The 25,202-nt window shown below is 62.9% G+C and carries 13 protein-coding genes and 3 pseudogenes; 13 read left to right on the forward strand and 3 right to left on the reverse strand.

Translation table 11 applies throughout. The features are described from left to right. The first annotated feature begins 1 nt into the window (after position 1). From BMYO_RS00065 to BMYO_RS00100, 7 genes and pseudogenes are all read left to right on the forward strand, one after another. The gene (locus tag BMYO_RS00065; RefSeq protein WP_094666588.1) at positions 2-511 is read left to right on the forward strand and encodes a fibronectin type III domain-containing protein; all 510 of its coding nucleotides are present in this window, start codon (positions 2-4) and stop codon (positions 509-511) included. 164 nt (positions 512-675) lie between these two features. Continuing rightward, on the forward strand, positions 676-2,097 hold the full coding sequence (locus tag BMYO_RS00070) for an MFS transporter (RefSeq protein WP_094666589.1): 1,422 nt from the start codon (positions 676-678) through the stop codon (positions 2,095-2,097). Between the two features lie 180 nt (positions 2,098-2,277). After that, positions 2,278-3,702: pseudogene (locus BMYO_RS11940) on the forward strand (LacI family DNA-binding transcriptional regulator). Between the two features lie 135 nt (positions 3,703-3,837). Beyond that, positions 3,838-5,391: an MFS transporter gene (locus BMYO_RS00085; RefSeq protein WP_169833992.1), complete on the forward strand. Its 1,554-nt coding sequence runs from the start codon at positions 3,838-3,840 to the stop codon at positions 5,389-5,391. 414 nt (positions 5,392-5,805) lie between these two features. Continuing rightward, positions 5,806-6,762 carry a TatD family hydrolase gene (locus BMYO_RS00090; RefSeq protein WP_094666590.1) on the forward strand — a complete coding sequence of 319 codons (957 nt, stop codon included), beginning with the start codon at positions 5,806-5,808 and terminating at the stop codon, positions 6,760-6,762. A 505-nt stretch (positions 6,763-7,267) separates the two neighbouring features. Next, entirely contained in the window at positions 7,268-9,619 is a 2,352-nt protein-coding gene (locus BMYO_RS00095) for a KUP/HAK/KT family potassium transporter (RefSeq protein ID WP_169833994.1), read from the forward strand. A gap of 78 nt (positions 9,620-9,697) precedes the next feature. Further along, entirely contained in the window at positions 9,698-10,558 is an 861-nt protein-coding gene (locus BMYO_RS00100; protein WP_094666591.1) for a class II glutamine amidotransferase, read from the forward strand. A 79-nt stretch (positions 10,559-10,637) separates the two neighbouring features. Here the strand turns inward: BMYO_RS00100 and BMYO_RS00105 are convergent, their stop codons facing one another. From BMYO_RS00105 to BMYO_RS00115, 3 genes and pseudogenes are all read right to left on the reverse strand, one after another. Next, positions 10,638-11,501, reverse strand: coding sequence for an HD domain-containing protein (locus tag BMYO_RS00105; RefSeq protein WP_094666592.1), 864 nt, complete (start codon positions 11,499-11,501; stop codon positions 10,638-10,640). A 736-nt stretch (positions 11,502-12,237) separates the two neighbouring features. Then, positions 12,238-13,140: pseudogene (locus tag BMYO_RS00110) on the reverse strand (ATP-binding cassette domain-containing protein); the annotation flags it as partial. Between the two features lie 797 nt (positions 13,141-13,937). Further along, positions 13,938-15,479 (reverse strand): ABC transporter permease, encoded by a 1,542-nt coding sequence (locus BMYO_RS00115; RefSeq protein ID WP_094666593.1) that lies wholly within the window; start codon positions 15,477-15,479, stop codon positions 13,938-13,940. Positions 15,480-16,487: 1,008 nt separating this feature from the next. On the opposite strand from BMYO_RS00115, the gene BMYO_RS00120 reads away from it, so the two are divergent. The 6 genes and pseudogenes from BMYO_RS00120 (at position 16,488) to BMYO_RS00140 (ending at position 25,144) form a co-directional block, all read left to right on the forward strand. Continuing rightward, on the forward strand, positions 16,488-18,767 hold the full coding sequence (locus BMYO_RS00120) for a DUF4012 domain-containing protein (RefSeq protein ID WP_233427947.1): 2,280 nt from the start codon (positions 16,488-16,490) through the stop codon (positions 18,765-18,767). A gap of 165 nt (positions 18,768-18,932) precedes the next feature. Then, complete coding sequence (locus BMYO_RS00125) at positions 18,933-20,051, forward strand: acyltransferase (RefSeq protein ID WP_094666594.1); 1,119 nt, start codon at positions 18,933-18,935, stop codon at positions 20,049-20,051. A 238-nt stretch (positions 20,052-20,289) separates the two neighbouring features. Next, a pseudogene (locus BMYO_RS00130) lies at positions 20,290-22,089 on the forward strand (GH25 family lysozyme); the annotation flags it as partial. Beyond that, positions 22,063-22,530, forward strand: a complete 468-nt coding sequence (locus BMYO_RS12490) for a L,D-transpeptidase (protein ID WP_420807270.1) — start codon at positions 22,063-22,065, stop codon at positions 22,528-22,530. The pseudogene BMYO_RS00130 and the gene BMYO_RS12490, both read left to right, overlap by 27 nt. A gap of 75 nt (positions 22,531-22,605) precedes the next feature. Further along, complete coding sequence (locus BMYO_RS00135; RefSeq protein WP_094666595.1) at positions 22,606-23,562, forward strand: glycosyltransferase family 2 protein; 957 nt, start codon at positions 22,606-22,608, stop codon at positions 23,560-23,562. Between the two features lie 106 nt (positions 23,563-23,668). Next, entirely contained in the window at positions 23,669-25,144 is a 1,476-nt protein-coding gene (locus BMYO_RS00140; RefSeq protein ID WP_143249071.1) for an SGNH/GDSL hydrolase family protein, read from the forward strand. Positions 25,145-25,202 lie beyond the last annotated feature (58 nt).

Below are 25,202 nucleotides of genomic sequence, written 5' to 3' on the forward strand. Positions count from 1 at the left end.
CGTGGACACCCGCTCCGGCTTCGGCAAGGGCGGCACCAACATCCACCTGACCCCGGTGGATGTGGCGGCCGAACTGCCCAAGCGCGCCGCCTGGGCGCCGATCGGCACCACCGCCTACACGTTCGCCGATGTGGCTCGCGGCACCTACCAGGTGACCATCGAAGCCACCACCGGCGAAGACAAGGTCTCCGCGGCCAGCGAGCCGAGCGAGCCGATTATCGTCGCCGCAGTACCCGCCAAGCCCAACAAGCCGGGCGTCACTTCCTCCGGCGACACGATGAACGTGACCTGGCAGGCCCCGGCCGACGGCGGTACCCCGGTCGCCTCGTACGTGCTCACCCTGCGCAACCTCACCGAGAACACCGTCAAGGTGGTCAAGGCCGAGGCCGGCGAGGAGGCCAAGAGCGTGTCCGGGCTCACGGCCGGCAACTACACGGCATCCGTGATCGCGGTCAACGCGATCGGCATGTCCGCCGAGTCCAGCCCGTCCCTGCCCTGCCTGATTAAGTAAGGGACAGCAGCGCGCGCAATCGGAGGGTGATTCGTGCTCACCCTCCGATTCGATGCGCTAGCAACAAGATTTGTCGTCGTTTCGGCGGCGACATCGCTCCTTGGGGAGCGAGCCGTTCCTTTGAGAACGGAAAACAAGGAAAAAGAACTAAGGAGTTCTCAAAAATGAGCACTGCAATAGCGCAGCCGGCCAAGAAGGCCCCGCAGAAGCTGACTTGGCTGAACATCGTCGGTTATGGTTCCGGCGATCTTGCGAACAACATCGGCTGGCGTATGATGTCGATGTTCCTGGCCACCTACTACATCTACATGGGCATCGACCCGGTGACCACCGCCAACATCTTCCTCTTCGCCCGCTTCTTCCAGGCCGTCGTCTACCTGCTCGCCGGCAACTACGCCGACCGTGTCAAGCCGAACAAGAACGGCAAGTTCCGTCGTCTGGTCGTCTGGTTCGGTGTGCCGATGATGGTCGCCATCGCCCTGATGTACACCATTCCGGCCGATGCCGAGATGGGTGTCAAGGTGGCATGGGCCATCGTCACCTACCTGCTCTACCAGCTGCTCGGTGCCCTCGGCGGCGTGCCGTACGGCGCCCTGCTCGGCGCCATGACCCAGGACCAGAACGAGCGTCAGCGCCTGTCCTCCGCCCGTATGGTCGGCGGCGCCCTGTTCGGCCTGATCGTCACCTTCACGCTGGCCCCGGCCATCAACACCGTCAAGGACCAGGCCGCCCTCGCCAAGCGCATGCTGCCGATCGTCTCCATCTTCTGCCTCGTCGGCGCCCTGATCTACGTCTTCCTGTACAAGACCACCATCGAGCAGATCGATGTACCCGAGCAGCCGAAGGTCTCCTTCCTTGACACCCTCAAGGCCATCGTCATGAACCCGGCCCTGCTCATCCTGTGCTTCGCCACCGGCTTCTACCTGATCGCCACCTGCGTGGGCTCCATCGGACCGATCATCGCCAAGGAAGTCCTCGCCAATGGCGCCGACGCCGGCACGCTGGCCCTCATCACCACCATCGTCACCCTGATCAACGCCTCCATCGGCGTCGTGGCCTCCCCGTTCGGTCCGGTCATCGCCCGCCACCTCGGCAAGAAGGGCGGATGGTACCTCGGCTGCGCCCTCGGCATCATCGGTGGTGTGATGTTCATCTTCGTCTCCAACGTCTGGCTGTCCCTCGTGGGCATGGCGCTCAACGCCATCGGCGCCCAGTTCTGCGGCAACTACGTGTGGGGCATGGAAGGCGACACCGTCGAGTACTACGAGTGGAAGACCGGCAAGCGCACCGATGGCGCCGCCATGGCCGGCCTGAGCTTCTTCCGCCAGATGTTCGGCGCCCTGACCTCCTGGCTCGGCCCGGCCATCCTCGCCTTCACCGGCTACAAGTCCGGCATGAACGTGGCCCAGGACCCGACCGTCGCCGAGAACCTGCGTCTGGCCGCCGGCCTCGTGCCGCTCATCGGCTTCGTGATCTCCGCCGCGATCATGTTCTTCTACCCGGTCACCGAGGAGAAGTTCAAGCAGATCAAGGCCGAGCTCGCCGAGCGTCACGCCGCCGCTGAGGCTGCTGCCGTTCAGGCGTGAAGCGGCAGCCCAGTGGGCTGTTTGTAGCCGAGGTCGAACGGCGACAGCCGTGATGTAATGATGGGTCCGGCCGATAGGCTGGTCCGAAATTGCAGGCTGAGGCGTGATTTCTCTGGGTTCCCCTCTCTGAGGGGAGCCCAGATACTATATGTCTTCTAAGGCATTGAGAGGGCGGTGACGATGACCCAACGCAAGGCGACGGACCGTGTCCGTCTGGCTGATGTGGCCGAGGAGGCCGGCGTGGCCATCTCCACCGTTTCCCGTGTGTTCGGCAATCCCGACCGTGTGAACTTCCAGACCGTGGAGCATGTTCGCGCGGTGGCCGAACGGCTTGGATACCGGCCGAATCCGAGACGCCGCAGTGCCGGCAACGCCGTCCTCGGAGCGGCCTCCGCGGGCATGTACGGCACTGCGTCCGCCGACGACATCGGCTCTCATGACGGCTCCGATGCCGCCGTCGACGTCCGCCGGCCGGCCGGTTCCGTCGGGGCGTCCGCCACTGCCGGTGAGCGTATGCCGGCAGCGCCGTCGGTTCCCGGTACATTCCCATCATCACCATCGGCATCGGCTCTGTCGTCCGGCTCGCAAACCGCGAACGAGAACGGACGGCTGCGGCCATACGATACGGAATCCCGTCGCGGCGGCACGGCCGTACCGCGCGCGAACGTCGCATCATCCCGCACCGGCGGCGGTGCGCGGCAGCGCGCCGAACGAGGCGTGGAGGGCGGCATCATCGCGCTCGTCGTCAAGGACACGGCCGACGGCATCTCCTCGCAGATCCTCAAAGGCGCACAGGTCACGGCAATGGAGTCGGACAGCGCCGTCAGCATCATCGAAACCGGCCAATCGCAGGCCCGCACCCAGCAGATGCTCACCCATCTCGAAGGCAAGGTGGACGGCATCATCCTCGCCTCCGACTCGCCCGGCATCGACTTCATCCGCAACTATGCGAAGCGCATGCCGCTGGTCGTGCTCAACCGGCCCGTGGACGGCGTGCCCAGCGTGGTGCCCGACCCGCGCATCGGCGTGGTGCGGGCACTGAGCCTGCTGCGGCGGTACCATCACACCGCCATCACGTATGTGTCCGGGCCGAGCGCCTCGTGGGCCAACCAGTCGCGATAGTCCTGCCTGCACGAGGTGGGGCAACGGATGGGATTCCGCGTGAACCAGATCGGCCCGGTGCATGCCACCGTGGAGGGCGGATATCAGGCGGCGCTGGCGCTGGAGGGCTCCAAGCCCACGGCCGTCATCACGTATAACGACCTCATCGCCGCCGGCATCGTGCTCCGCCTCGGCGCGGACGGCGTGCGGGTGCCGGATGACGTCTCCGTGATCGGTTTCGACAACACACTCATCGCACCGGTGGTCACGCCGCCGATCACCTCGATCCGCATCCCGCGCGCCCAACTCGGCCAGGCCGCGGTCCGGCTGCTGCTCGGCCGGGAGGCCGGCGGATTCCGCAATCCGGCGGACGCCCAGCTCATGGAACGGCTTACCGAACTCGGCGTGCGCAACGAGGACGAGGCCTCGGATTCCGTCACCCTCGTGGATACGTCGATCATCGTACGGCGGTCGGTGGGCGAGCGGCGGCAGGATCAGGGGTAGGTCTGAAGGCAAGGTGTCGGGGCGAGCCGTGTCGCCGGCTGCCGTGCCGAAACGACGTCGTCGCCTTTGGCCAATAAGCTGGTCAGGTAGCGGTATGTGCCGGGCGTGTGCCGCGCGATGCGAAAGCGGGGAATCATGGCGGAGGTTGACAGCCACGCGCTACGGGCGGCGCTGGACGGCACCGGTCCGCGCAAAATCACGTTGCGCGAGGCTATCGGCTTCGGCATCGGCGACTTCTACGGCGGTGGCCAGCTCACCATCATCGCCACCTACCTTTCCCTGTTCTGGACTACGTTCTGCGGGATGTCCATCGCCACCGCACAGTCGGTGATCGGCCTGAGTGCGCTCATCAGCGCCGTGGCTGCGCTGGTGTTCGGCGTCTTCGACGACAATCTCTACCGTTACAGCCTTGGCCGCAGGTTCGGCCGTCGCCGCTTCCTGCTCATGATCATCGGACCGATGCTGCTCGTGGGCGTGTTCCTGTGGATTCCGGGCTTCCCGGTGGCGGTGTACGCGCTCGTCTACGTGTTCTGGGTGGTGCTCGCGCAGCTGTTCCAGACCGCCTACAACCCGCTGCCCGGCGAAATGACGCCGGATTTCAACAGCCGCACCAAGCTGTCCACCGTGCGACTGTTCATCTCCACCGGCGCGGGCACGCTCATCCCGCTGGCCGGCAGTCTGGTGCTGGCCGTGGTGGGGGAGCGCACACCCACCGGCTACATGATCTTCACCATCGGCACCACCGTGCTGTTCGCGCTCGCCGTGTTCGCCTGCTGGCGTTCCACATGGGAGATGACCCCGGAGGCCGCGGGCTTCGGTGCATGGGCGCGCGGCGAGCGGCATGACGGCCATATCGGCGCGGCAGGCTGGATGCGCCGCGCGGTCAAGGTGCTGCGCGAATACGCCACCACGCTGAGAATCAAGGAATTCCGCAAGCATCTATCCATCTACCTGCTCGTGCAGGTCTCGATGGACGTGTTCGGCCAGACTTTCGTGTTCTTCGTGGTCTACAACTGGAGCCACACCGCGGCGTTCGCCTCGCTGCTGCTTTCCTGCGCGGTCGTCTCGCTGCCGCTGATGCCGGTGTTCGGCTGGGCCATGACCCGAATCGGGCCCAAGAAGCTGTACGCGATCAACTTCGCCGGCTGCCTCATCGGCGTTGGCTGGCTGTTCGCCGCATGGATGCTGGTCGGGCGGCTGTCGGGCGTGGCCTGGACCGTGTTCGCCGTCGTCGGCGCGCTGTGGTTCTTCGCGTTCAAATCGTTGTGCGGCTACCTGCCGTGGGCCGTGTTCCCGTACATCGCGGACATCGACCAGATCGTCACCCGCCGTTACCGCTCCGCCACGTTCTCGGGCATTCAGGCGTCGTGCCGGCAGCTGGGGTCGGGGCTCGGCACCATCTGTGTGGGTGCGATTCTGGGGGCGGTCGGCTTCGACGCCACGCGAACCGCGCAGACCCCGACGGCGCAGATCGGACTGGGGGCCGTGCTGCTGGGCTGGTTCGCGTTCGCGATGATCGTCGCCTGGATCATCTCCGCCCATTTGGTCATTGACAAGCGCACTGATGCCGTGCTGCTCGCCGAAATCACCCGACTGCGTAACGGGGGCGCCAAGGCGGATGTTGATCCGGAGGTGCGCGGCGTGGTGGAGCATTTGACCGGCCTGCCGTACGCGGCCTGCTGGCGCTGATCGGCGAATGCTGGCGCCGATTGGTGAATTCGCCGGATTCTCGCGGAATTTCTGTCGGATTTCGCGCCGATTTCGCGTTGAATCCGCGTTGAATCCGGCGAAATCGACTGTAAGTACGCGGCTCAACGAAGTACTCGCGTACTTGCAGTCGGAAATCGGCCCCAAAGGGACTGTATGTACGCGGCATGTTCGTTGGGCCGCGTACATACAGTCGGTCGCGGTGCCGTCCGCGCAGCCGGAGGCGACTTCTGCACGTTCCTGATGACGGCCTGGATCGCGCAGTGCCGTCTGCGCGGCCGGAGGCGACATAGGGCGGACGGACCGTGTTCGACGTGACCGTGTTGTGTCGCCCGCGCGACCGGGGCCGACGGGACGCTACGCGCGGCACGCATTCGTGACATACACTGGGGAATCATGAGCAAACACCACCGCGACCGCAGCTGGGCGCCGGCCCCCGACGCGCTGCCCGCAGACGCCCACGTCATCGACAACCATACGCATGTGGCCTCGGTGATCCCCTTCGCCAGGGCCATGGATCACGAGGCGCAGGCCAAGGGACAGCCCGCCGTGCCGGTCTACGATGTGGACCAATTGCTTGCGCAGGCGCAGGCTGTCGGCGTTGGGGGTATCATCGACTGCGGTTGCGAGCTGCCGCACCTGATGACCGCGGTCCAGATGGCGATCGAACATCCAGGTAATGTGCACGCGGCGCTCGCAATTCATCCCAACGAAGCCGTGCTGCACGGTCATCGCGGCGTGCCCGGTCCGGATGGGCTGCCGGTCAAATACAAGCCTTATCACGACGTGAGCTTCGAGGACGCGCTCGCCGAAGTACATCGCCTCGCCACCCAATACCCCGAGCAGGTGGTGGCCATCGGCGAGACCGGCATGGATCTGTTCCGTACCGGCGCGGGGGCCATGGAGCTGCAGCGCGAGGCCTTCCGCGCGCACATCTCGTTGGCCAAGGAACTGAACCTGCCGATGCAGATCCATGACCGCGACTCGCACAAGGAGGTCATCGAGACGCTGCTCGCGGATGGCGCGCCCGAGCGCACGGTCTTCCACTCCTACTCCGGCGACCGTGAGATGGGCGAGATCGCGCGCGAGCACGGCTGGTACCTGAGCTTCTCCGGCACGGTGAGCTACAAGGGCAACGACGGCATCCGCGAGTCCCTGCGCATTGTGGGGCTCGATCACGCGATGGTCGAGACGGACGCCCCGTACCTGACGCCCATGCCCTACCGAGGCCGGACGAACGCGCCGTACATGATTCCCTACACGCTGCGCGCGATGGCCGACGCGCTCGATCTGCCGCTGGCCGAGGTGGCGCGTGGTACCCGGGCCACGACCCGTGCGGTATACGGAATCTAAGGCGCGGGGCAACGTCGTTGATGTTGGTCGTCCGCTCTACTAAAAGCTGTCCGTCCGCCTTGTGAAAAATAGACAATCTGCCCTATTTCCGTAAGTTGTTAAGAATTCGTTAGGGCGCTACCATGGCTTTCGAAAGTAGGGCATAGTAGGCGAGAGCAGGAGTTCGCGGGCTGTGGTGTGAACCCGCGTGGAGGACGAACGTATGGCTGAGTCGGACAATCAACCCACGCGTGCCCCGAAGCCGGCAGGCAGAGGGCACAACGATCGCAACGACCGAAGTGTGGCGAACGGTCAGGCGCCCAAGGCGACGGAAGCACCACAGACATCCAAGCCTGTCACCGGCAAGATTGGCGGAATCGGCAAAAACGGCCGGGTTTCGGCTGTCAAATCGGCTGCCAAGCCGGCTGCCAGTAAGGCCGGCAAAGCGGTTACCAAGCCGGCCGCTGGCAAGGCCGCCAAAGCGGCAGCCAAAACCGGCAGGTCCGGTGCCGATGGCGCCAGCAAGTTGAAGCAGGAGGAAGAGGCGCTGCTGCGCGCCGACACCTTCACCAACGCGCCCAAGGTCTCGCGTCGCACGCTGACCCGCGAGGAGCGCGAGGCGTTGGCCAAGCTCAAGGAGGCCGAGAACAAGGAGGCCGAGAAGCTCGCCAGCACCGCGGCCAGGGGACGTATCGGCCGATGGTGGGCGCGGCTGCAGTCCGGCCCGGACAAGGTCACGCTCGGCATGGCCATCGTGGCGCTCGGCGTGGTCTACGGTGACATCGGCACCTCGCCGCTCTACACCGCGCAGACGTTCCTCTCCGGTCAGGGAGGGCTCGGCAACGCCGACCGCGAGGCCGTGCTCGGCATGCTGTCGCTCGTGTTCTGGTCCATCACGCTGATCACCACCGTGAAGTACGTGCTGATCGCCATGCGCATCGACAACAACGGCGAAGGCGGCATCTTCGCGCTGTATTCGCTGATTCGCCGGTACGGCGCATGGCTCGCCATCCCGGCCATGGTCGGTGGTGCGGCGTTCCTCGCCGATTCGGTGCTGACGCCGGCCGTCTCCATCAGCTCGGCCGTCGAAGGTCTGCAAACGCTGCCACCCCTGGAACAGGTCTTCGATGAGAACCCCAGCCTCACGCTGATGATCACCGTGGTCATCATCGTCATCCTGTTCGCCGTGCAGTCGCGCGGCACCGAAAGCATCGGCCGCGTATTCGGCTCCATCGTGCTCATCTGGTTCAGCTTCCTCGCCATCGTGGGACTGGTGAACCTCTCCAACGACTGGACGGTATTCGCGGCGCTCAACCCGGTCTACGGCATCAAATTCCTCTTCAGCCCGCACAATGAGGCGGGCATTGCGCTGATGGGCACGGTGTTCCTGTCCACCACGGGCGCCGAGGCCCTGTACTCGGACATGGGCCATGTGGGGCGCGGCAACATCTACTTCACCTGGCCGTTCATCAAGGTGGCGCTCGTGTGCAACTACTTCGGCCAGGGCGCGTGGATCCTCGCCAACAGCCGCAACCCCGAGTTCAACACGATGAAGACGCTCAACCCGTTCTTCCAGATGATGGACCCGAACGTGCGCTATCTGGCCGTCGTGCTCTCCGTCACGGCCGGCGTGATCGCCTCGCAGGCCCTTATTACCGGCGCATTCACGATGGTCTCCGAGGCCACACGCCTCAACTGGATGCCGCATCTGCAGGTGCGTTACCCGGCCCGCACGCGCGGCCAGCTCTACATCCCGGTGATCAACGGTGTGCTGTGCGTCTCCACGCTGCTCGTGCTCGCCATCTTCAAGGATTCGGAACATATCTCGGCCGCGTACGGTCTGGCGCTCACCATCACGATGATCACCACCACCGTGCTGCTCGGCGTCTACCTGTGGCATAACGGCCGTCGTCTGGGCGCGGTCCTGTTCATCGTGCTGTTCCTCGCCATCCAGACCATGTTCTTCGTGGCGTCCATGGCCAAGTTCCTGCACGGCGGCTGGTTCACCTGCCTGCTGACCATCGCGATTCTGTTCGTCATGGTCACCTGGGATCAGGGCACCAAGCTGGAGCGCGCGCAGCGTCGTCACATGCAGCCGCAGGACTTCCTGCCGGCGCTCGACAAGCTTCACGGCGACTTCCGCATCCCCTATTTCGCGGACAACATCGTCTACCTGACCTCCGATTCGGAGACCAAGCGACTCGATACGGACATCTTCTTCTCGATCTTCGCCGACCATCCCAAGCGCGCCCGCGCCTGGTGGGCGGTGAGCGTGGAGACCACCGACGAGCCGTTCACCCGCGAGTACTCCGTCGAGAACTTCGGCACCAGCTATATCTACCGTGTGCGCATGCGGCTTGGTTTCAAGGTGTCCCAGTCCATCCCGGCGTACATCCACCAGATCATGCACGACCTGTCCAAGACCGGCGAGCTGCCCAAGCAGAAGTCGCTGTACCCGAAGGTGGACGCGGATCCGGACATCGGCACCATCCGGTACGTGCTGATCCACAAGGCCCTCATGCCCGAGTCCAAGGTCTCGGCGTGGGGTGCGCTTTCGTTGCAGGTCAAGTACACGATTCGCCATGTGGCCGGTTCGCCGGTCAAGTGGTTCGGACTGGCGCCGTACAACCCGCTGGTCGAGGTCCAGCCGCTGTTCGTCTCGACGCGCCGTCCGCCGCGCCTGAAGCGCATCGGTGTCGCCGACGTGCGCGGCGCCGGTGCCGCTGGGGCGCGCGTTGCCGCCGAGCCCACCCGCGCCAAGATCGATCCCGCAGCCGTGCCCGATCCGCTCGACACCACCTCCGGACTGGGCCGGTTGGTTCACGCACCCGAGGCTACAGTGCCGTCCGGCAAGAGCTCCGCCAAGACTGCGAAATAAGGCGCAATAAGACCATATAAGCAATCTCTATAACCCCGTCCGCGCGTTCGTGATGATGCTCCACTAGGTTGTCAAGGTATGTGCAGACTACTGGGATACGCGACGGCGGGGTTCAACGTGAGCCTCAACGCCATTTTGGGTTCGGAGAACACCGCTGACTTCCAGGAACTGTCTGAAATCCACAATGACGGCTGGGGCGTGGCGCAGCTCGCCGACCCCGCCGAAGCCCCGTACATCCGCGACGGTGGTGCGCCCACCCCGGAGACCGGCACCAAGATCTACAAGTCCACCGTCGCCGCGCGCTTCGACTCCACCTTCGAGACGCTCGCCAACGAGCCCGCCCGCGGCGCGCTGTGGCACCTTCGCCTCGCGAGCTCCAACCTGCCGCTCATCATGGAGAACCAGCAGCCGTTCTACGCCAACGGCCTGAGCTTCATCCACAACGGCGACATCTCGGACGCCAACGGCCGCAACATCGTGACCAACCGTTCCTACCCGGTGGATCACAGCATCCTGCTGTCCACCGGCGGTCGTTCCGATTCCGCCATCTTCTTTGCGGTGATTCTCGAATACATCGGTTTCGGCTTCCCACTGGACGAGGCCGTGGCGCAGGCCGTGCGTGAGCTGCGCCAGGCCTACCCGAAGTCCAGCTACAACTGCATGATCCAGTCCGAGGACCAGCTGGTAGCCCTGTGCGCGGCCGGGCGCGAGAAGACCAGCCCGCGCATCGTCGAGATCTACGACGAGTACGGCCGTGGTGAGCAGGCCGCCGATTACCGTGTGATGCGCTACCGCGCGCTCGAGGACGAGAACGGCGACCCGGCCGGTGTGGTCGTGTCCTCCTCCGGATACGACCAGGGCGACTGGGACGTGCTGGAGAACGATCAGATGATTGTGGCCTCCAACCGCAACGGCACCTTCCGCCTGCGTTCCATCTGAAGCTGAACTGCTTGATGAACCTGAATCATCTGCATTTGAACCATCTACACCTGAACCGTTCAGTTCGGATGGTTCAGATTCAAATCATGCGCATGTGGTACTTGGTGGCCAGCAGCAGGATGTCCGGCACGCCGTATTTGGCCACAAGATCGAGCCAGCGGCGCTTGTTTGCTTCTCCGTATCGTGCGGCACGAGCGGTGTAGGCATCGACCTGCAGGAACTTCGGCGGCACCGACTTGCTGTGGAACTTGTCGGCGTACATCACCACCTCCTGCTCGAGGTTCACTGGCACGTAGTCGGCCGGCGGCAGCGGCAGATCCTGGGCGATGACGTCCTCGCGCGTAAGCCCCACGCCGGTGTGGTTGCGACAGAACTGCGCAATCGACTCGTCCACGCCTTCGCTGAGCAGGTACTCGTAGCCCTTGAGACCGTGGAGGATGTATTTCTTTCCGCTGAATTTCAACGGTTCGCCGTCCGTGCCGTCGTGCTTGAAGACGCGGTAGGTGCCGATGTCGTGCAGCAGACCACCGATGAGCACCAGATGCTCGTCGATTAGGCGAGGCGGCACATGGCCTCCGGTCACGCCGCCGGTCGGCGGAACAAGATAATCGGGGGAGGGTTGCGTCGCCGGGGCGGTGGCAGCGGATGTCGGGTTATCGGGGGTGTCGGTCAGGCTGGCTGCCGGATTGGCAAGCGGGGTCGCAGTGGTTTCGGTGGTGCCGTCGTCTGCGTTATGCTGTGCCGCGCGGTCGCCCCACTCTGGTGCGTCCTTGGGCAGGGTGCAGCGGCGCGTGAACAGGGCGTTCTGCCGGCGGGCGATCTGCTGGGCGATGGTGGCCACTATCACGCAATGCGTATGCACCAGCTCGTAGGCCTCCTTGGACGGTGCGATCTTGTGATGCAGCTCGTCGATCTGCTCCAGCGTGGGAATATATCCGCTCATGATGCCCGCTCCAATCCGTAAGTCGAACCAGCCCCAAGCGTAGCGCGGCAGGGCGGCATTCTTCTGACGGTGTGCGCGACATATTAGTGGTCTGTCTCTTAAATAATTGAGGGCTTCAGCTTTTTCTCTCCCCCAGTTAGCTTCGCTGACAGCCCGTCCTGTCATTAAGGATGCATTGTGTGCGTGGCATGCTGGCTCGCCTGTCGGTTCACACGTTGCCTGAAAACAGCTCCGCTGTCTGCTTCACGGCAACGGTCCATCAGAGAGGACCGATACTACTCAAACAATTGCGAGGCAGGCCACTAGCTTGAGGTTTTTTGGTTGGTGATGCAAGTATTGGGACCGGAAAGATCGTTTATGTGTTCGCCGGGCCTGTATCTGCCTTGCGAGGGGTACATTCTTCGTATTTCGGACAGGTATCTGCTTTGCAAGGGGTACCTGCACGCGCAAAACCGAGTACAAACGAGACAATATCAACGTTCATACTCGGGTTTTGTGGATTGAGGTACCCCTCGCAAGGCAGATACGTGTTTGCAAGAGGCCGAATGTACCCCTTGCAAAGCAGATAGCTGCCGGACAGGCGAATATGGACTTGCGGCAGTGACGAGAATGGCCGTGGAGGAGTGCTCCACGGCCATTCCCATCATTCGGCGTCTAACGTTTGTGCTCGGCGTCAGTTCAGTATCGAGCGTTCAGCGTCCAGCGACGAATTGCGACGGTCCTTACAGCCACGCCGTCAGACCTCGAACAGGGTGTCGGCAGCCTCGGCGATTTCGCGAGAGGCGGTGAGCACGATCACGCAATGCTTCGGGTCGCCGCTGTGAGCCAGCTTGGCCAGCGCGGCGAACACGGTCACGGTGTCGTCATCGCCGAGTCCGCGCGTCGGCTCGTCCAGAATCAGGACCTCGGCCTCGGTGCTAATCGCGCGTGCGATGGCCACCAGACGCTGTTGCACCAGCGGCAGCTTGCCGACAGCCAGACCGGATGTGGCCTCGGTGAAGCCCACCTTGGCCAGCAGCTCACGCGCGATAACCGGCTTGGGCTTGAGGAAGTTACGGTTCGAAGCGTTCATCGCGTACAGCACGTTCTGCTCGGCGTCCAGATCCGGCTGCACAGCATGCAGCTGCGGCACAATGCCCAGACGGTGCCCTCGCACCTCGATCGGCTCGAGATCGGCGATGTTCGCGCTCTTGTTCATCACCGTGCCGGCGGTGGGACGTGCCAGCCCGGTCATGACGCCCATCAGTGTGCGACGCTTGACATCGGCGGTCACGCCCGAATCCGGGTCGTCCTGGATGAGCAGTGCGTAGGCGTGGCCGGCGTAGCAGGCGAATTCCACGCCGCCGAGCACGATTTTACCCTTGCCGTCCTGCACGCTCACCTTGTTGAGGGCGAATGTCGGATAGGTTTTGAGCAACACGTCGTCCGCGCCGCCGCCCACCAGCACACGATCGATGCGGGACGCCAGCGTCATGGTCGGCTCGCTCTTGGCGCCGGAGGCCTCATGATCGGCCAGTTCGTCCTTCTTGTCGTGCTTGGCGAGAGCCAGCGTCTCGTTGACGTGACGGGCGTTGCGCTCGGTTACTTCGGCGGAGGCGTTGGCCGAGGCAAGGGCGTCGCGCTCGGCCTCGGTAGGCTCGCCGGCTGCGTCGGAAGCCTTGGAGTCGGCGGATGCAACGGTGTCGGCGGCTCCGGCGGATTCGGCCGTTTCCGATGCGTTCGAGGCATCTGCTGCGTGGTGATGCCCCGCAGACGTGCTCGCGCTTGTGCCGTCGGTTGCGGCACTGACGTCAGTGGTGCCACTGGTCGAGCTGTTCGCCGCATCGCCGCCTTGCTGAGTGGACTGGCCATCTTCTGCAGTATTCGGGCCTTCACCGTGCGTGTCATTGGCGTCCGGGACCTTCGCCGCGGACTTGGACAGTCCGGCCGCCGCCTTGACCTTGGTCGGGTCGGCGCCGGTGGCGGCCGCAATCAGCGCCGCCGTGACATCGTCCTTATCGATGACCGCGTCGGCGGGTTCCTCCGCCGCGCCGTCATCGGAGGCATCGGCGACCGACTGCTCGGCCGACGCCAAGCTGCTGTAGATGTCGCCGCCGGCGTCAACCGTTGCCTCATCTTCGCTGTCGTCGTCATCGTCGAAGACCACGCTGAATTGGACCGAGTCCGGCAGCGTGCTCTTGTCGGCATCCTTAGTCGCCGCAGTATCGTCAGCATCGTCAGTATCGTCGGCATCGCTCGCATCATCCACAACCGCGGCGGCATCCGTGGCCTCATCCTGCTCGGCCGTCTGCCCAGCGGCCTGATCGGGTACCTGCGCGTCCGTCCGCTCGGTAGCGGCGTCGGACGTCGCGTCGCTTACCGTGGCCGCCGTCTGGTTCTCGGTCACATCCGCGGCAGCGTCGGTCTGCTGGGCCTTCTCGGTGTTCTTGTCGTCGCTCATGCCTGTGCCTCCGCATCATCGTCGGCCTTCGCGGCCGTGCCGTTCGTTGTGGTCTTCTTGCCCGAGTTGGTATCGGCGTCCGTGCGGTCACTACCAGCATCGCCCACGACGTCCGTATTCTTCCCCACGGATTCGCCGTTGACCGCATCCGCCGCGGACTCCGCCTCGATGCTTTCGGTCTCGCGCACCGTGCCCCAATCGCCGTCGGAGGTGAACAGCTTGTCCGCGCCGTAGAAGGGCAGACGCAGCGCGGCCAGAATCGCCAGCACCAGAATCGCGCCGAGACCGTACCAGACCATCTTCCAGACCAGATCGGAGGTTACGGGCGTGGCGTGGCCGGCTGCCAGCGCGGTGCCGATCGGCTTGGCCGCGAACGCGCCACCCACCAGACCGATGGCGTAGAACGGCAGCGTGGTAATGAATACCTCAAGCATGAACTGCCAGCCGAGGCGTCCGCGCGTGACGCCCGAGACCAGCGCCATGCCGATCTCGTCGTCGCGCTTGCGGGTCCACACGCCGAGCAGCACGAGCGCGAGCAGCACCACGCCACCGGCCGACAGCAGCAGAATCACGCCGGTCTGCGCGCGGGAGGCCAGAGTCTCGATCGGTGCCAGCGACTTCGTGTATCGTTCGAGCGCGGGGGAGGAGATTGCGAAGCCGTCCGCCGGCAGCTTGGACTTCTTGAGCGTGTCGACCACCGACTTGTACGTGGCGGCGTCGCTGATGTTGAACACCACGTTGAGATCGGGCAGCGCCCAGCCGCTCACCGAGTCGTCGGAGGACTGCGGGTCGAGTCCGGCCTTGGAGAAGGTCTGATAATTCGTGTAGATGGCGTTCTCACGATTGCGGGCGGTCACCACCGGGTTGTCCGCGGCCGCGTCGGCCGTGTACTCGTAGATGCCGCGCACCGTAAGTTCCGTGGTCTTGGACTTGTCCGCCGCTACGGCCACCTTGAACTTGTCGCCCACCTTGAGGTTATTGGCCTTGGCGAAGGCGGCGGAGACCAGCGCGCCCGTCGTGTCCGGGTTGTCGGACTGGTTGTCGTAGCTCAGGGCCTTGCCGTCGGTGATGGTGTAGGTGCCCAGATCGTTGGCCTTGGCGGCGTCCTTGGTCCAGAACGCGCGCCAGATGAGCTGACCGCCGGTCTCATCGTCCGAGGCGGAGCCCAGCGAGCCGCCGTCCAGCGCCTTGAGGTCGCCGGAGACGCGCGCCGGCACGGTCTCCGTGACCGTGAAGTCAAGCGTGCTGGTGGCCTGCTGGATGGCCGTGGCGTACTCGGTGTAGCTCGTCCACGTCATGTACTGCTTGGTGGAGGCGGAGTCGGTGGCCGAGACCTTCTTCCACGCGGCCGCCGTGGGGCGGATGGCCAGATCGGCCTTCTGCGCGTCGTATGTGGTGGTGTGTGCGGTGGTGTTTTCCTGAATGATGGCCAGCCCGGCAACCGTGCCAAACGTGACCGCCAACGTGACGAACGCGGTAAGGGCCGTGCGCCCCTTCGAACGCATCAAAGCCCGCCAGGCGTTGCTGAGGACGAACATGTGCTACTTCTCCCGTTCTCCTAAGCCGAACAAATCATACGGCTCCCACTATTGCTGCGCATCGTGACCGTTTTCTTGCGCATTACTGTTATACCTCTCAACGAACCCTGAGAACATGCTGAACGCGATGTGGTGGTCGTGCGCGGATTTGCCCATGTTTGCAGCCCGATTTGCCCGCTGTTGCGGGGCAGTAGGTACACTGTCAAGAGATTGCGCTCTGTTGGGTCCGGCCGCCGTCGCGCCGCCATGCGGGTGCCGCGCTGCCATGTGCGTCATGTTGCTGCCTGGTTGCTGCCTGCGCGGTGTGCCGCATGGAAGCCATATGAAAGACGTATGGCGTGTGTGGCATATGCGTGTGCGTTTGCATGCGAGCGTGCGTGCAAATGCGCGTGGGGCGGACCGTGCGCGGGGCGTTGCAGCGAGCGAGATTGTGCGAATGTGCGATTGTGAGATGGGCAGGTGGGTATGCGATCCAGTTCAGGACGTCACGGACGTCGCGCCAGGAGTTTCCGCGCGGATGATGACAACCGGCTGGAGGGCCTGTCCGGGATGCCTGGCGACAGCGTGAGCGGCGCAGGTGATGCGAACGGCGCGAACAGCGTGGATGGCGCGGGTAACGGCATGGGCGACGTTACCGGAGGCCGTGGGGCTGGCGCGGGCGGTATGGGTGGCTTTGGCGATGGGACTGGTGATGGGTCCGTCGCCGGCGTCGGACGGCATACCGCTCATGGCGCGAGCGATACGAGCTATGCGGGCGACGCGGGTGACGCGGTTCGCGGGGATGGCTCAGGTGCTACGGGCGCTACGGCTGCCGCGTCTGGTGCCCACGGCGCCCATGATGCCTACGATGTTCACGATGCCCACGAGGTCCACGGCTCCAAAGCCCATGACGATACTCGCATCGGCAAGGATGGCGTCAACAAGAATCACATCAATAAGGACGTCGTCAATAAGGACGTCGTATCCTCCGGCTCCGGCGGCCATCTGAAGTTCGGCACGCCCCAGCATGTGGGTCGCAAGGGGCGCTCGCTGCTTGCCCGCACGCCGATCTGGGCCCGCGTGCTCGTGGTGTTCCTGATGACGCTGTTCGCCGCGGTCTCCTGCGTGGTGACGCTGTACGCCGCGTCCGCCGCGCGCATGGTGTCGAACGCGCAGAAGGTGCTGACTTCGGCGCAGGGGCTCGCCAACACCGCGCTCGGCTGCGGCAGCGACCAGAGCCTGTCCGAGATGGCCCTCGACCTCGTTGATGCCACGAACAACCTCAACGAGGAGCTGAACGGCCCGCAGTGGGACTTCGTGCGCGACCACACGCGCTATGGCAACGACATCACCGCCGCGCGCGAGATGCTCGCCTCGGTGGATGTGCTCGTCAACGGCCCGTTCACCGATTTGCTCAATCTGGCGGGCCGTCTGCAGGGCTTTTCGATGAAGAACGGCACGGTGGACGTCAGCGCACTCATGGACATGCCGAACATCGTGGCCGACACGCACAAGGACCTGAAGGCGCAGATCGCCCGGCTCGACGCCATCGATACGCCGACCATCGGTCGCGTGGCTTCGATTCTGAGCACCGAGAAGACCGCGCTCAAGACGGTCGATTCGATGCTGACCGAATACGACGACCTGGTCAACCTGCTGCCGCAGCTGCTGGGCCAGAACGAGGAGCGCACGTATCTGGTGCTCGTCCAGAACCCTGCCGAGCTGCGGTCCGCCGGCGGCATGGTCGGCACGATCGCCGCCGTGACCGCCCACAACGGCAAGGTGACAATCGGCGATTTCGCCTCGACCATCAACTGGGACATCCCGGACGAGCCGCTGGACGACACCGTGTATCAGGAGCGCGACGTCTTCGGCCACACCTTCGACGAGTACCCGGCCACGACCACCATCAACCCCGAATTCCAGCGCGTGGCCCAGTACAACAAGTACCTGTGGCTGCACCAAAAGGGCCACGAGAACAAGAACGTGGCGGGCGTGATCGGCCTCGACCCGGTGTTCCTCGAGTCGCTGCTCGACGCCACCGGCGAGGTGACGCTCTCGGACGGCAAGGTGCTCAACGGCGACACCACTGTGCCGTTCATGCTGCACGACCTGTACATCGAGCACCCGAAGTTCGAAGACCAGAACACGTACGTGTCCGAGGCTGCGCACGAGATCATGACCCATGTGCTGGGCAACGCCAACGGTTCCACGCTCTCTGCGCTGCTGAAGTCGGTGCGCGAGACGTCCGCCGGCGGGCACCTCAAGCTGTGGATGGCGAATCAGGCCGAGCAGTACTCGCTGATCTCCACCGGCCTCATCGATGACAAGGCCGGCGGCGAGCTGTCCACCGACGAGACCAAGCCACAGGCCGGCATCTACCTGTCCGAGCTGCAGCAGGGCAAGCAGGACTGGTATCTCAAGACCACCACGACCGTGACCAAGACGTGCGGGGACACGTTCGCGGCCGATAACGCCGCCGCGACCGGCTCGCTCGACAACCGCATCGTCCAGCCGGTGATCGGTACTCAGGTGAGCACGATTCCGGCCGATCAGCTGGGCGAGGAATACACCGTGACGTTCACGATGAAGAACACGATGACCAAGGAGGAGGCCAAGACCTTCCCCGAATTCATCACCGGCGGCACGGACTCCGAGATTCCCGGCGGCCAGCTGTACCGTGTGGTGCTCACCGCGCCCGTGGGCGGTGAAATCACCGTGGTACAGGCCGATGCGGTCAAGTGGGGTGCCAATTACGGCACGCTGTACGACCGCCAGTACCTGTCGTTCGATCAGGACTGGATTGCGCCGGGTGAGGAGCGGACCATCGCCTTCACCGTGCGCGTCAAGAACACCGCCACCCAGCCGCTCGACGTGGTGACCACGCCGGTGGTGAACAAGGACGGCATCGAAACCGGCTCGGACGGCAAGGTGACCGACGAATGCCCGGCCGGTGGCACGGGTTCCGCCGCCGCACAGGCAAACGGCGGGGCCGTGGCTGGCACTGACGGCACGGGTGCCGGAGTCGGCGCCGGTGCGGATGGCGTTGCCGGCGATAGCGCAAACGGCACTGCAAACGGCCAGACCGGTACGCAAACGGATGGTCAGGCCGCGGACGGCGGCACGACGACGAACGGCCAGGCAGGCCAGCTCGGCGGTCAATCGGCCAACGGACAGAACGGCTCGACCACCGGAGGCACCGCTGGCACCACCGTCAAGGATCCGACCGCCGGCCTCAACGCCCTAGACAAGCTCAAGAGCCAACTCTCCTGCCCGGTAGACATCAAATCCCTAGCCGGCGCTGCCTAGCAGTAGCCTTCGTGGCCCCCTCCCTGAGGGGAGCTGTCCGCAAAACGGACTGAGGGGAGTAAATAGGAGAGGAAGCCTCAACCGAGGAAACTCGCATAAATCCCCCAACCACCACAATCCCCAGCAACAACACAACAGGCAAGAGCTAAACGAAAGGTGATGTTTATGACGACCCGTCAGGAACTGCATAAACAGCACCCGCAAGCCACCCATCAGCGCGACGTGAACTACGATCTGCTGCGCGTGGCGGCGATGTGTCTGGTGATCGGCGTGCATGTGGTCAACAACTACATGCCCGTCAAAATGACGCTCACCGGCCCGGCTGAAACCGTGCGGTTCACGTTGTTCGCCCTGTTCATGACGTGCAACCCGCTGTTCATTATGGTCTCCGGCCGTTTCAACCTTACATTCCGCGTGGAGAAGGCTGCGAGGGAGTCTGATTCCGGCCTCAGACCGTACTCCCGCTACTACTACAAGCGATTCGTGTCGCTGATCGCCCCATACCTGCTGTACGCGGGCGGCCTCGGTTTCGTGGCGTATCTGGCGATGGACCATCGTTCGGTGGGCGGTGCGGTGGCCGGCACGCTGTTCGATCTGTTCTCCGGGTACGACGATTCCGTGTACTGGTTCGTGTTCATGCTCGCCGGATTCGTGCTGGCCACGCCGTTCCTCGCTCCGATGATGCAACGCATCGGCCGCACCGGCGCATGGCTACTCATCGGGCTCGCCTCCGCGGTGGCAGCCGCCGAGCAGATCTGCGCGCTCGCCGGCTACCCGCTCACGTTCCTGAGTTCGTTCCCGTGGCGCGGACTGCTGTTCTACTATCTGCTGGGATACGTGCTCGAATACTATCCGCCGAGCAAGCGAGCCCGTCACGCGCTGTACGCGATCGCCCCGTTCGCCCTCGCATGGACGGTCGCCACGCCGACGCTGTTCCCCGGCCACCCCGCCCAAGTCAACCGCACGCTCACCGTGGCCTATGCCGTGGTGGTCGCCGCTGTGTTCCTGTTCTTCCGCTACGACGTGCACATCCGTTCGGAACGCGCCCGCAAGGCCATCATCTGGCTCGCCGGCTACTCCTACACCATTTATCTGGTTCACTCGCCGCTCTCGAAGGTGGCGATCGGCCGTTTCCTGCCCACGCCCACCAACGGCCTCCAATACGCCGGCGTGAGCGTCCTCATGTTCCTCGCCACGCTGCTGGCTGCCCTCCTCTTCGCCCTTATCGCCGACAACCTGCTCCTCAAGCCCATCCAACGCCTGTTGCGGCGGGTGCGGGTGTAGTAAGGCGTCCGAATGGACGAGGCAACCGTGCTGAATGTGTGGAAAGCCAGCGCAATATTCACACAGCAATCTCCAGACAGTGGTAAGCCTCCCATGTAAGCCTCACACGGTGGACATGCACGAATGTTCATGTTTTGGGCAGAGTGGCATGTACGAGCCGATGCATTATAAGGGCCATCGCTTAGAGTGGATTGACAGAAGAAGCAGTTGAGCGTCCAGCTCTGCCTAGGGGGATAGTATGTCCAAGCCGTTCAAGCTTGTCGCCGCCGTCTCGGCGGTCGCACTGTCGTTCGTATTCGTTACGCCGGCATTTGCGGATACATTGGTCGACACCAATCTTGACAACGTCCAGTCGTCGCGTAGCACGTTGCAATCCCAGCAGATCGCCGACGATGACGATGTGAATGCCATGCCCGGCAATCCGGAATCCGAACTCCCGAGCAAGGTCGCGAACAGCATCCCCGACAATGCCACTGTGGTCTCCGAAAACCATGCCATTACGTCCAATGGCAAGCTGAAGGATCTTGAAACGGGCAAGACCGTCACCGATCCTGAACTGGTGGGCACCAAGGACACCCAACCGGACCCACTGGCCAAGACGGACGGCGCATCGTTCGTACCTGTCCAAGCCAACGCAGTGAAGGAAAAGGTCAAGCAACGCGACGAGGAGACCCGCAGTGGTGAGTCTTCGTCGGCGCGCACGATAGCGCTCGGCGGCAACGAATACGGCGCGCATTGGGGCACATACAATGGTGCGCCGGCCTTCTTCGACGCAGGAAACAATGTGTTCGCCAGCAACGCCAAAGGCGTCATCGACGTGTCCGAATGGCAGCACACCATCGATTGGGAGGCAGCCAAGGCAGCCGGCGTGGAAGGCGCCATCATCCGTCTGAGCTACGGCTGGGGTAATGGCTTCGATAAGCAGGCCTTGCGAAACATCAGCGAATGCAAGCGTCTCGGCATCCCCTTCGGTGTGTATCTGTACTCATACGCCTATGATGCCGGCGGCGCAGCCGGCGAAGGTCAGGGCACGGTCGATCTTCTCCGCCAGGCCGGGGTAAGCCCGAGCGACCTTGCCTACCCGGTGTATTACGACCTCGAGCAGTGGTCGTGGACCGGTCATGTGCCGCCTACCGATCCCGCAGTGTACGACGATATCGTCAATGCATGGTATGCACAGCTGCGTAGCGCCGGATACACCAACCTGTCCGTGTATTCATACACAACGTACCTGAACGGTCCGTTGAACAGCGGCAACATCCACGCGAAGACCCGTTGGGTCGCCCAGTACTCCGGCTACATGAGCTACACCGACTGGCCCGCGGCCGACCGTGGCTGGCAGTACACGGCTGGCGGAACGGTCAACGGCATCGAGGGCACGGTTGATTTGAACGCGTTCGGCACGGGAACCACGGGCACGAACAACGGCGTCAGCGGCAAGTGGGTTGAGAAGAACGGGCAGAAGTACTGGTACGAGAACGGTGCCATGGTCCGTTCCAAGGAGATTTACGATCCTGAAAGTGGTGCTTGGTATTGGCTGGATGCCGACGGCACCATGGCCCGCAATAAAGATGTCTACATGAAGTCCGGCGAAAAGTGGGTTCGCTATGACGCCGACGGCCATATGATCAAGGGCGAGGACTACCGCTATGGCGGCTGGTACTACTTCGACCCGATCACCGGCGCAATGGCCAAGGGCATGCGCTATGTGAGGTCCAATGGCGGCAAGTGGGTGTACTACGACTGGGCCACCGGCCAGATGCACCACGGCGAGACCTACGTCAACTACGACAAGGAGCACACCGGCTGGTATCTGTTCGATTCCGTGACCGGCGCCATGTTCCATGGTTTCACGTACTTCGCCAATGGTGATAAGTGGGTCTACTACGATCAGGTCACCGGAATCATGGCCAAGGGCTATGTGAAGGTGAACGGTGCTTGGTATTACTTCGATAAGAACACCGGCAAGATGGCCCACGGCGTCGCTTGGGTTGCCGATCAGAACGCGTGGATCTACTTCGACCCGGTTACCGGCCGCCACAATGGTGCCGGCGAGTATCAGAATTGGAAGTCTGCTTCCAGCGGCAACCACCCGAAGCTGTCGAATTACTCCAACATCAACCTTCAGGTGCGTCTCAAGGATCAGGTGGTGCTGGTCCGTAGCGGTGACAAGGTGATCTACGCAATGACCGCATCGACCGGCCAGAACGGCAAGACACCGAAGGGTGATTTCAAGACCGGCACGCGTGGCCAGTCCTATTACGACCAGTCCGCCAAGCAGGGTGGTAAGTACTGGGTGCAGTTCAAGGGCGATTATCGCTTCCAGACCGTGCCGACGGATGCCAACGGTAATTACATTGAATCCGAAGCCCGGAATCTCGGCACCGCAGTCACCAACGGGTCGATTTTCCTCACGGTGCCGGATGCCCAGTGGCTGTTTGAGCAGCTGCCGGACAACACCCCGGTGCATATTGCGTGAGTCAAGACGATGTAGGGGTCTGGTCCTAACCTCTTGACCGTGAGTCAGTTCCTCAGTAACGAAAGCGAATCCCGAATGAGCATCTCAACACCGCGTATCGCGTTTGTGATTCCTTGCTATAACGAGGAAGAGGCGCTTCATGTGACGGCCGGGGTACTGCGCAAGAAGGTGGAGACGCTATCGGCTGCGCACGCTATCAGCGCGGAAAGCTCAATCATTTTCGTGGATGACGGTTCGGCGGATGCCACATGGAATGAGATCGAGCAGCTACATCAAGAGGCGCCTGAGCTCTTCCACGGCGTCAAGCTGGCCCATAATCGCGGCCATCAGAATGCCCTGTTCGGCGGGCTGATGCATGCGTTGGACATTGGCGTGGACGCCGCGATCTCCATGGACGCCGATCTTCAGGATGATCCGAATGCGGCAGACGAGATGATCGAACGGTTCCGCAATGGCGCCGAAATCGTCTACGGCGTGCGCGACAGCCGTGAGACGGATACGGCGTTCAAGCGCAACACCGCCCATGCCTTCTACTCCGTGATGCGCTGGATGGGCACGGAGACGATTCCCGATCACGCCGATTACCGATTGATGGGCGCCAACGCACTGAGGGCGCTCGCCGAATACGGCGAGACGAATCTGTTCCTGCGTGGTATTGTGCCGTCGCTCGGTTTCCGGACCGACAAGGTCTACTACCAGCGCGGCGTCCGCGTCGCCGGCGAGTCGAAGTACCCGCTGAAGAAGATGATTTCCTTCGCCATTGAAGGCATCACCTCGTTCTCGGTGAAGCCGTTGTCGATGATTACTGGCTTGGGTGTGCTCTCAGTAGTTGTGGGCATCATCATGCTGATTTATACGCTGGCATCGGTCTTCTCCGGTCACGCCGTTGCAGGCTGGGGATCGATGATGTGTTCGTTGTGGCTGCTCGGCGGCATGATTCTGGTATCGCTCGGCATCGTCGGCGAATACATCGGCAAGATCTATATGGAAGTAAAGCGTCGCCCGCGCTTCATTGTCGAAAAGACGGTCTGATTGTTGTGCTGATGGGTGCATAGGCATCTGGGCGGCTATGCGTGATGAGCATGGCATGAATGCTTTGGCTTGCTCTGTCTATGCTGCATGTTGAGGGGATGAATGTATGAAAAAGATGTTGTCCGTGTGCATGAGCGTCATGCTTGTCGTCGCTCTTTCGGCGCAGGTGATGCCGGCAGCAGCTGTTGAAGTCAATCCATCGAATCCCGTTGAATCGCAACAGTCGTCTGCGCAATCATCTGTGCGTCAGCAGGGTCATGCATCGGAGCCCGTCACGCCCGAACAGGCGCCGCAATCCGTGCAATCCACGCCGTCTGAGGAGTCCACGACGCTCACTCAATCAAATGGTGATGCTGCCAACGGATGGGTGAAGCGTAACGGGCAATCGTACTGGTATGACCATGGTGTAATGGCCCGCTCCAAGGAAGTCTATGATCCGGGGAGCGACGCATGGTATTGGTTTGACGCAGACGGGACTATGGCCCATAACAAGGACGTCTACCTGCCCTCGGGGCATAAGTGGGTCCGATACGATGATTCTGGCCACATGGTCAAGGGCGAGGACCATCGGTACGGCAGCTGGTACTACTTCGATCCCGTCACCGGGGCCATGCAGTATGGTTTCGTCTATCTGCCTTCGCGCAAGTGGGTGTACTACAACACCGTGACCGGCCGCATGCAGTATGGCGAACAGCATATTGATGGCGGCTGGTATTACCTCGATCCCGTCACCGGAGCCGTGCATTATGGATGGCAATATCTCCAGCGGGGTAATAAATGGGTGGCGTATGACTGGCCGAGTGGACGCATGCTGTATGGCGATCAGACCATAACGGGGCGTTCCTATTATTTCGATTCTGGTACAGGGGCGTTTGACGCATCCCGTTCTGCTGACCCACTGCCGTCACGGGTTGTGCCTTCCACGGCTTCGTCGTTCGGCCAGAAATTACGTGCCGGTACATACCATTCCGTGAGGATTCTTGGCGATAGTCTGGCTGCCGGCGTAGGCGCACAGCCGGATTATTGGACCACCAACACGCCGTTGTTCTCTTATGAGAACGTGCAATATTACGAACCGGCACATGAGATCGACTCCGCATTCAACAAGCTGCGGTCCCTCCTGACACGGTCCCAAGTCACAATGTTCAATGCCAGTGTGCCGGGCAAGGGCAGCATGAAGGCATATCTCAGTCTTGGGCAGGAGACCCTTGGCAACGAGGATGCCGCCATTGTGATGCTTGGCACCAATGATCGTCTGGTCTCCACGTTGCCGGAGTTCCAAGCCAATGCGGAAGCGTACCTGCAATCCGTCGCCGATCGCTACCACGGCAATATCGTTGTCATTGCCGGTCCGCCGGTTGCGGATGAACATGAGATGTTCACTATGGCGGAGGTCAATGCGTCGCTGCGTGACATCTGTGCCCGGCATGGCTGGCAGTTTGCCTCCATGTATGAGGCGTTCAACCAGATGAGCGTCGCCTATGGCGTCCCGGTGGAGGGTCTGATGCAGGATGGCGTCCATCCGAACCATCTTGGTCAGGAAGCCATGTGGGACGCATTGCGTCAGATGTTGGGGCTGTGATGCCTTGCCGTAAGCGAGCCGACGGAATAGTGTTCGTCGGCTCGCATCCTTACACTGT

Origin of the sequence: Bifidobacterium myosotis, assembly GCF_002259745.1 — a bacterium.
Taxonomy (GTDB): domain Bacteria; phylum Actinomycetota; class Actinomycetes; order Actinomycetales; family Bifidobacteriaceae; genus Bifidobacterium; species Bifidobacterium myosotis.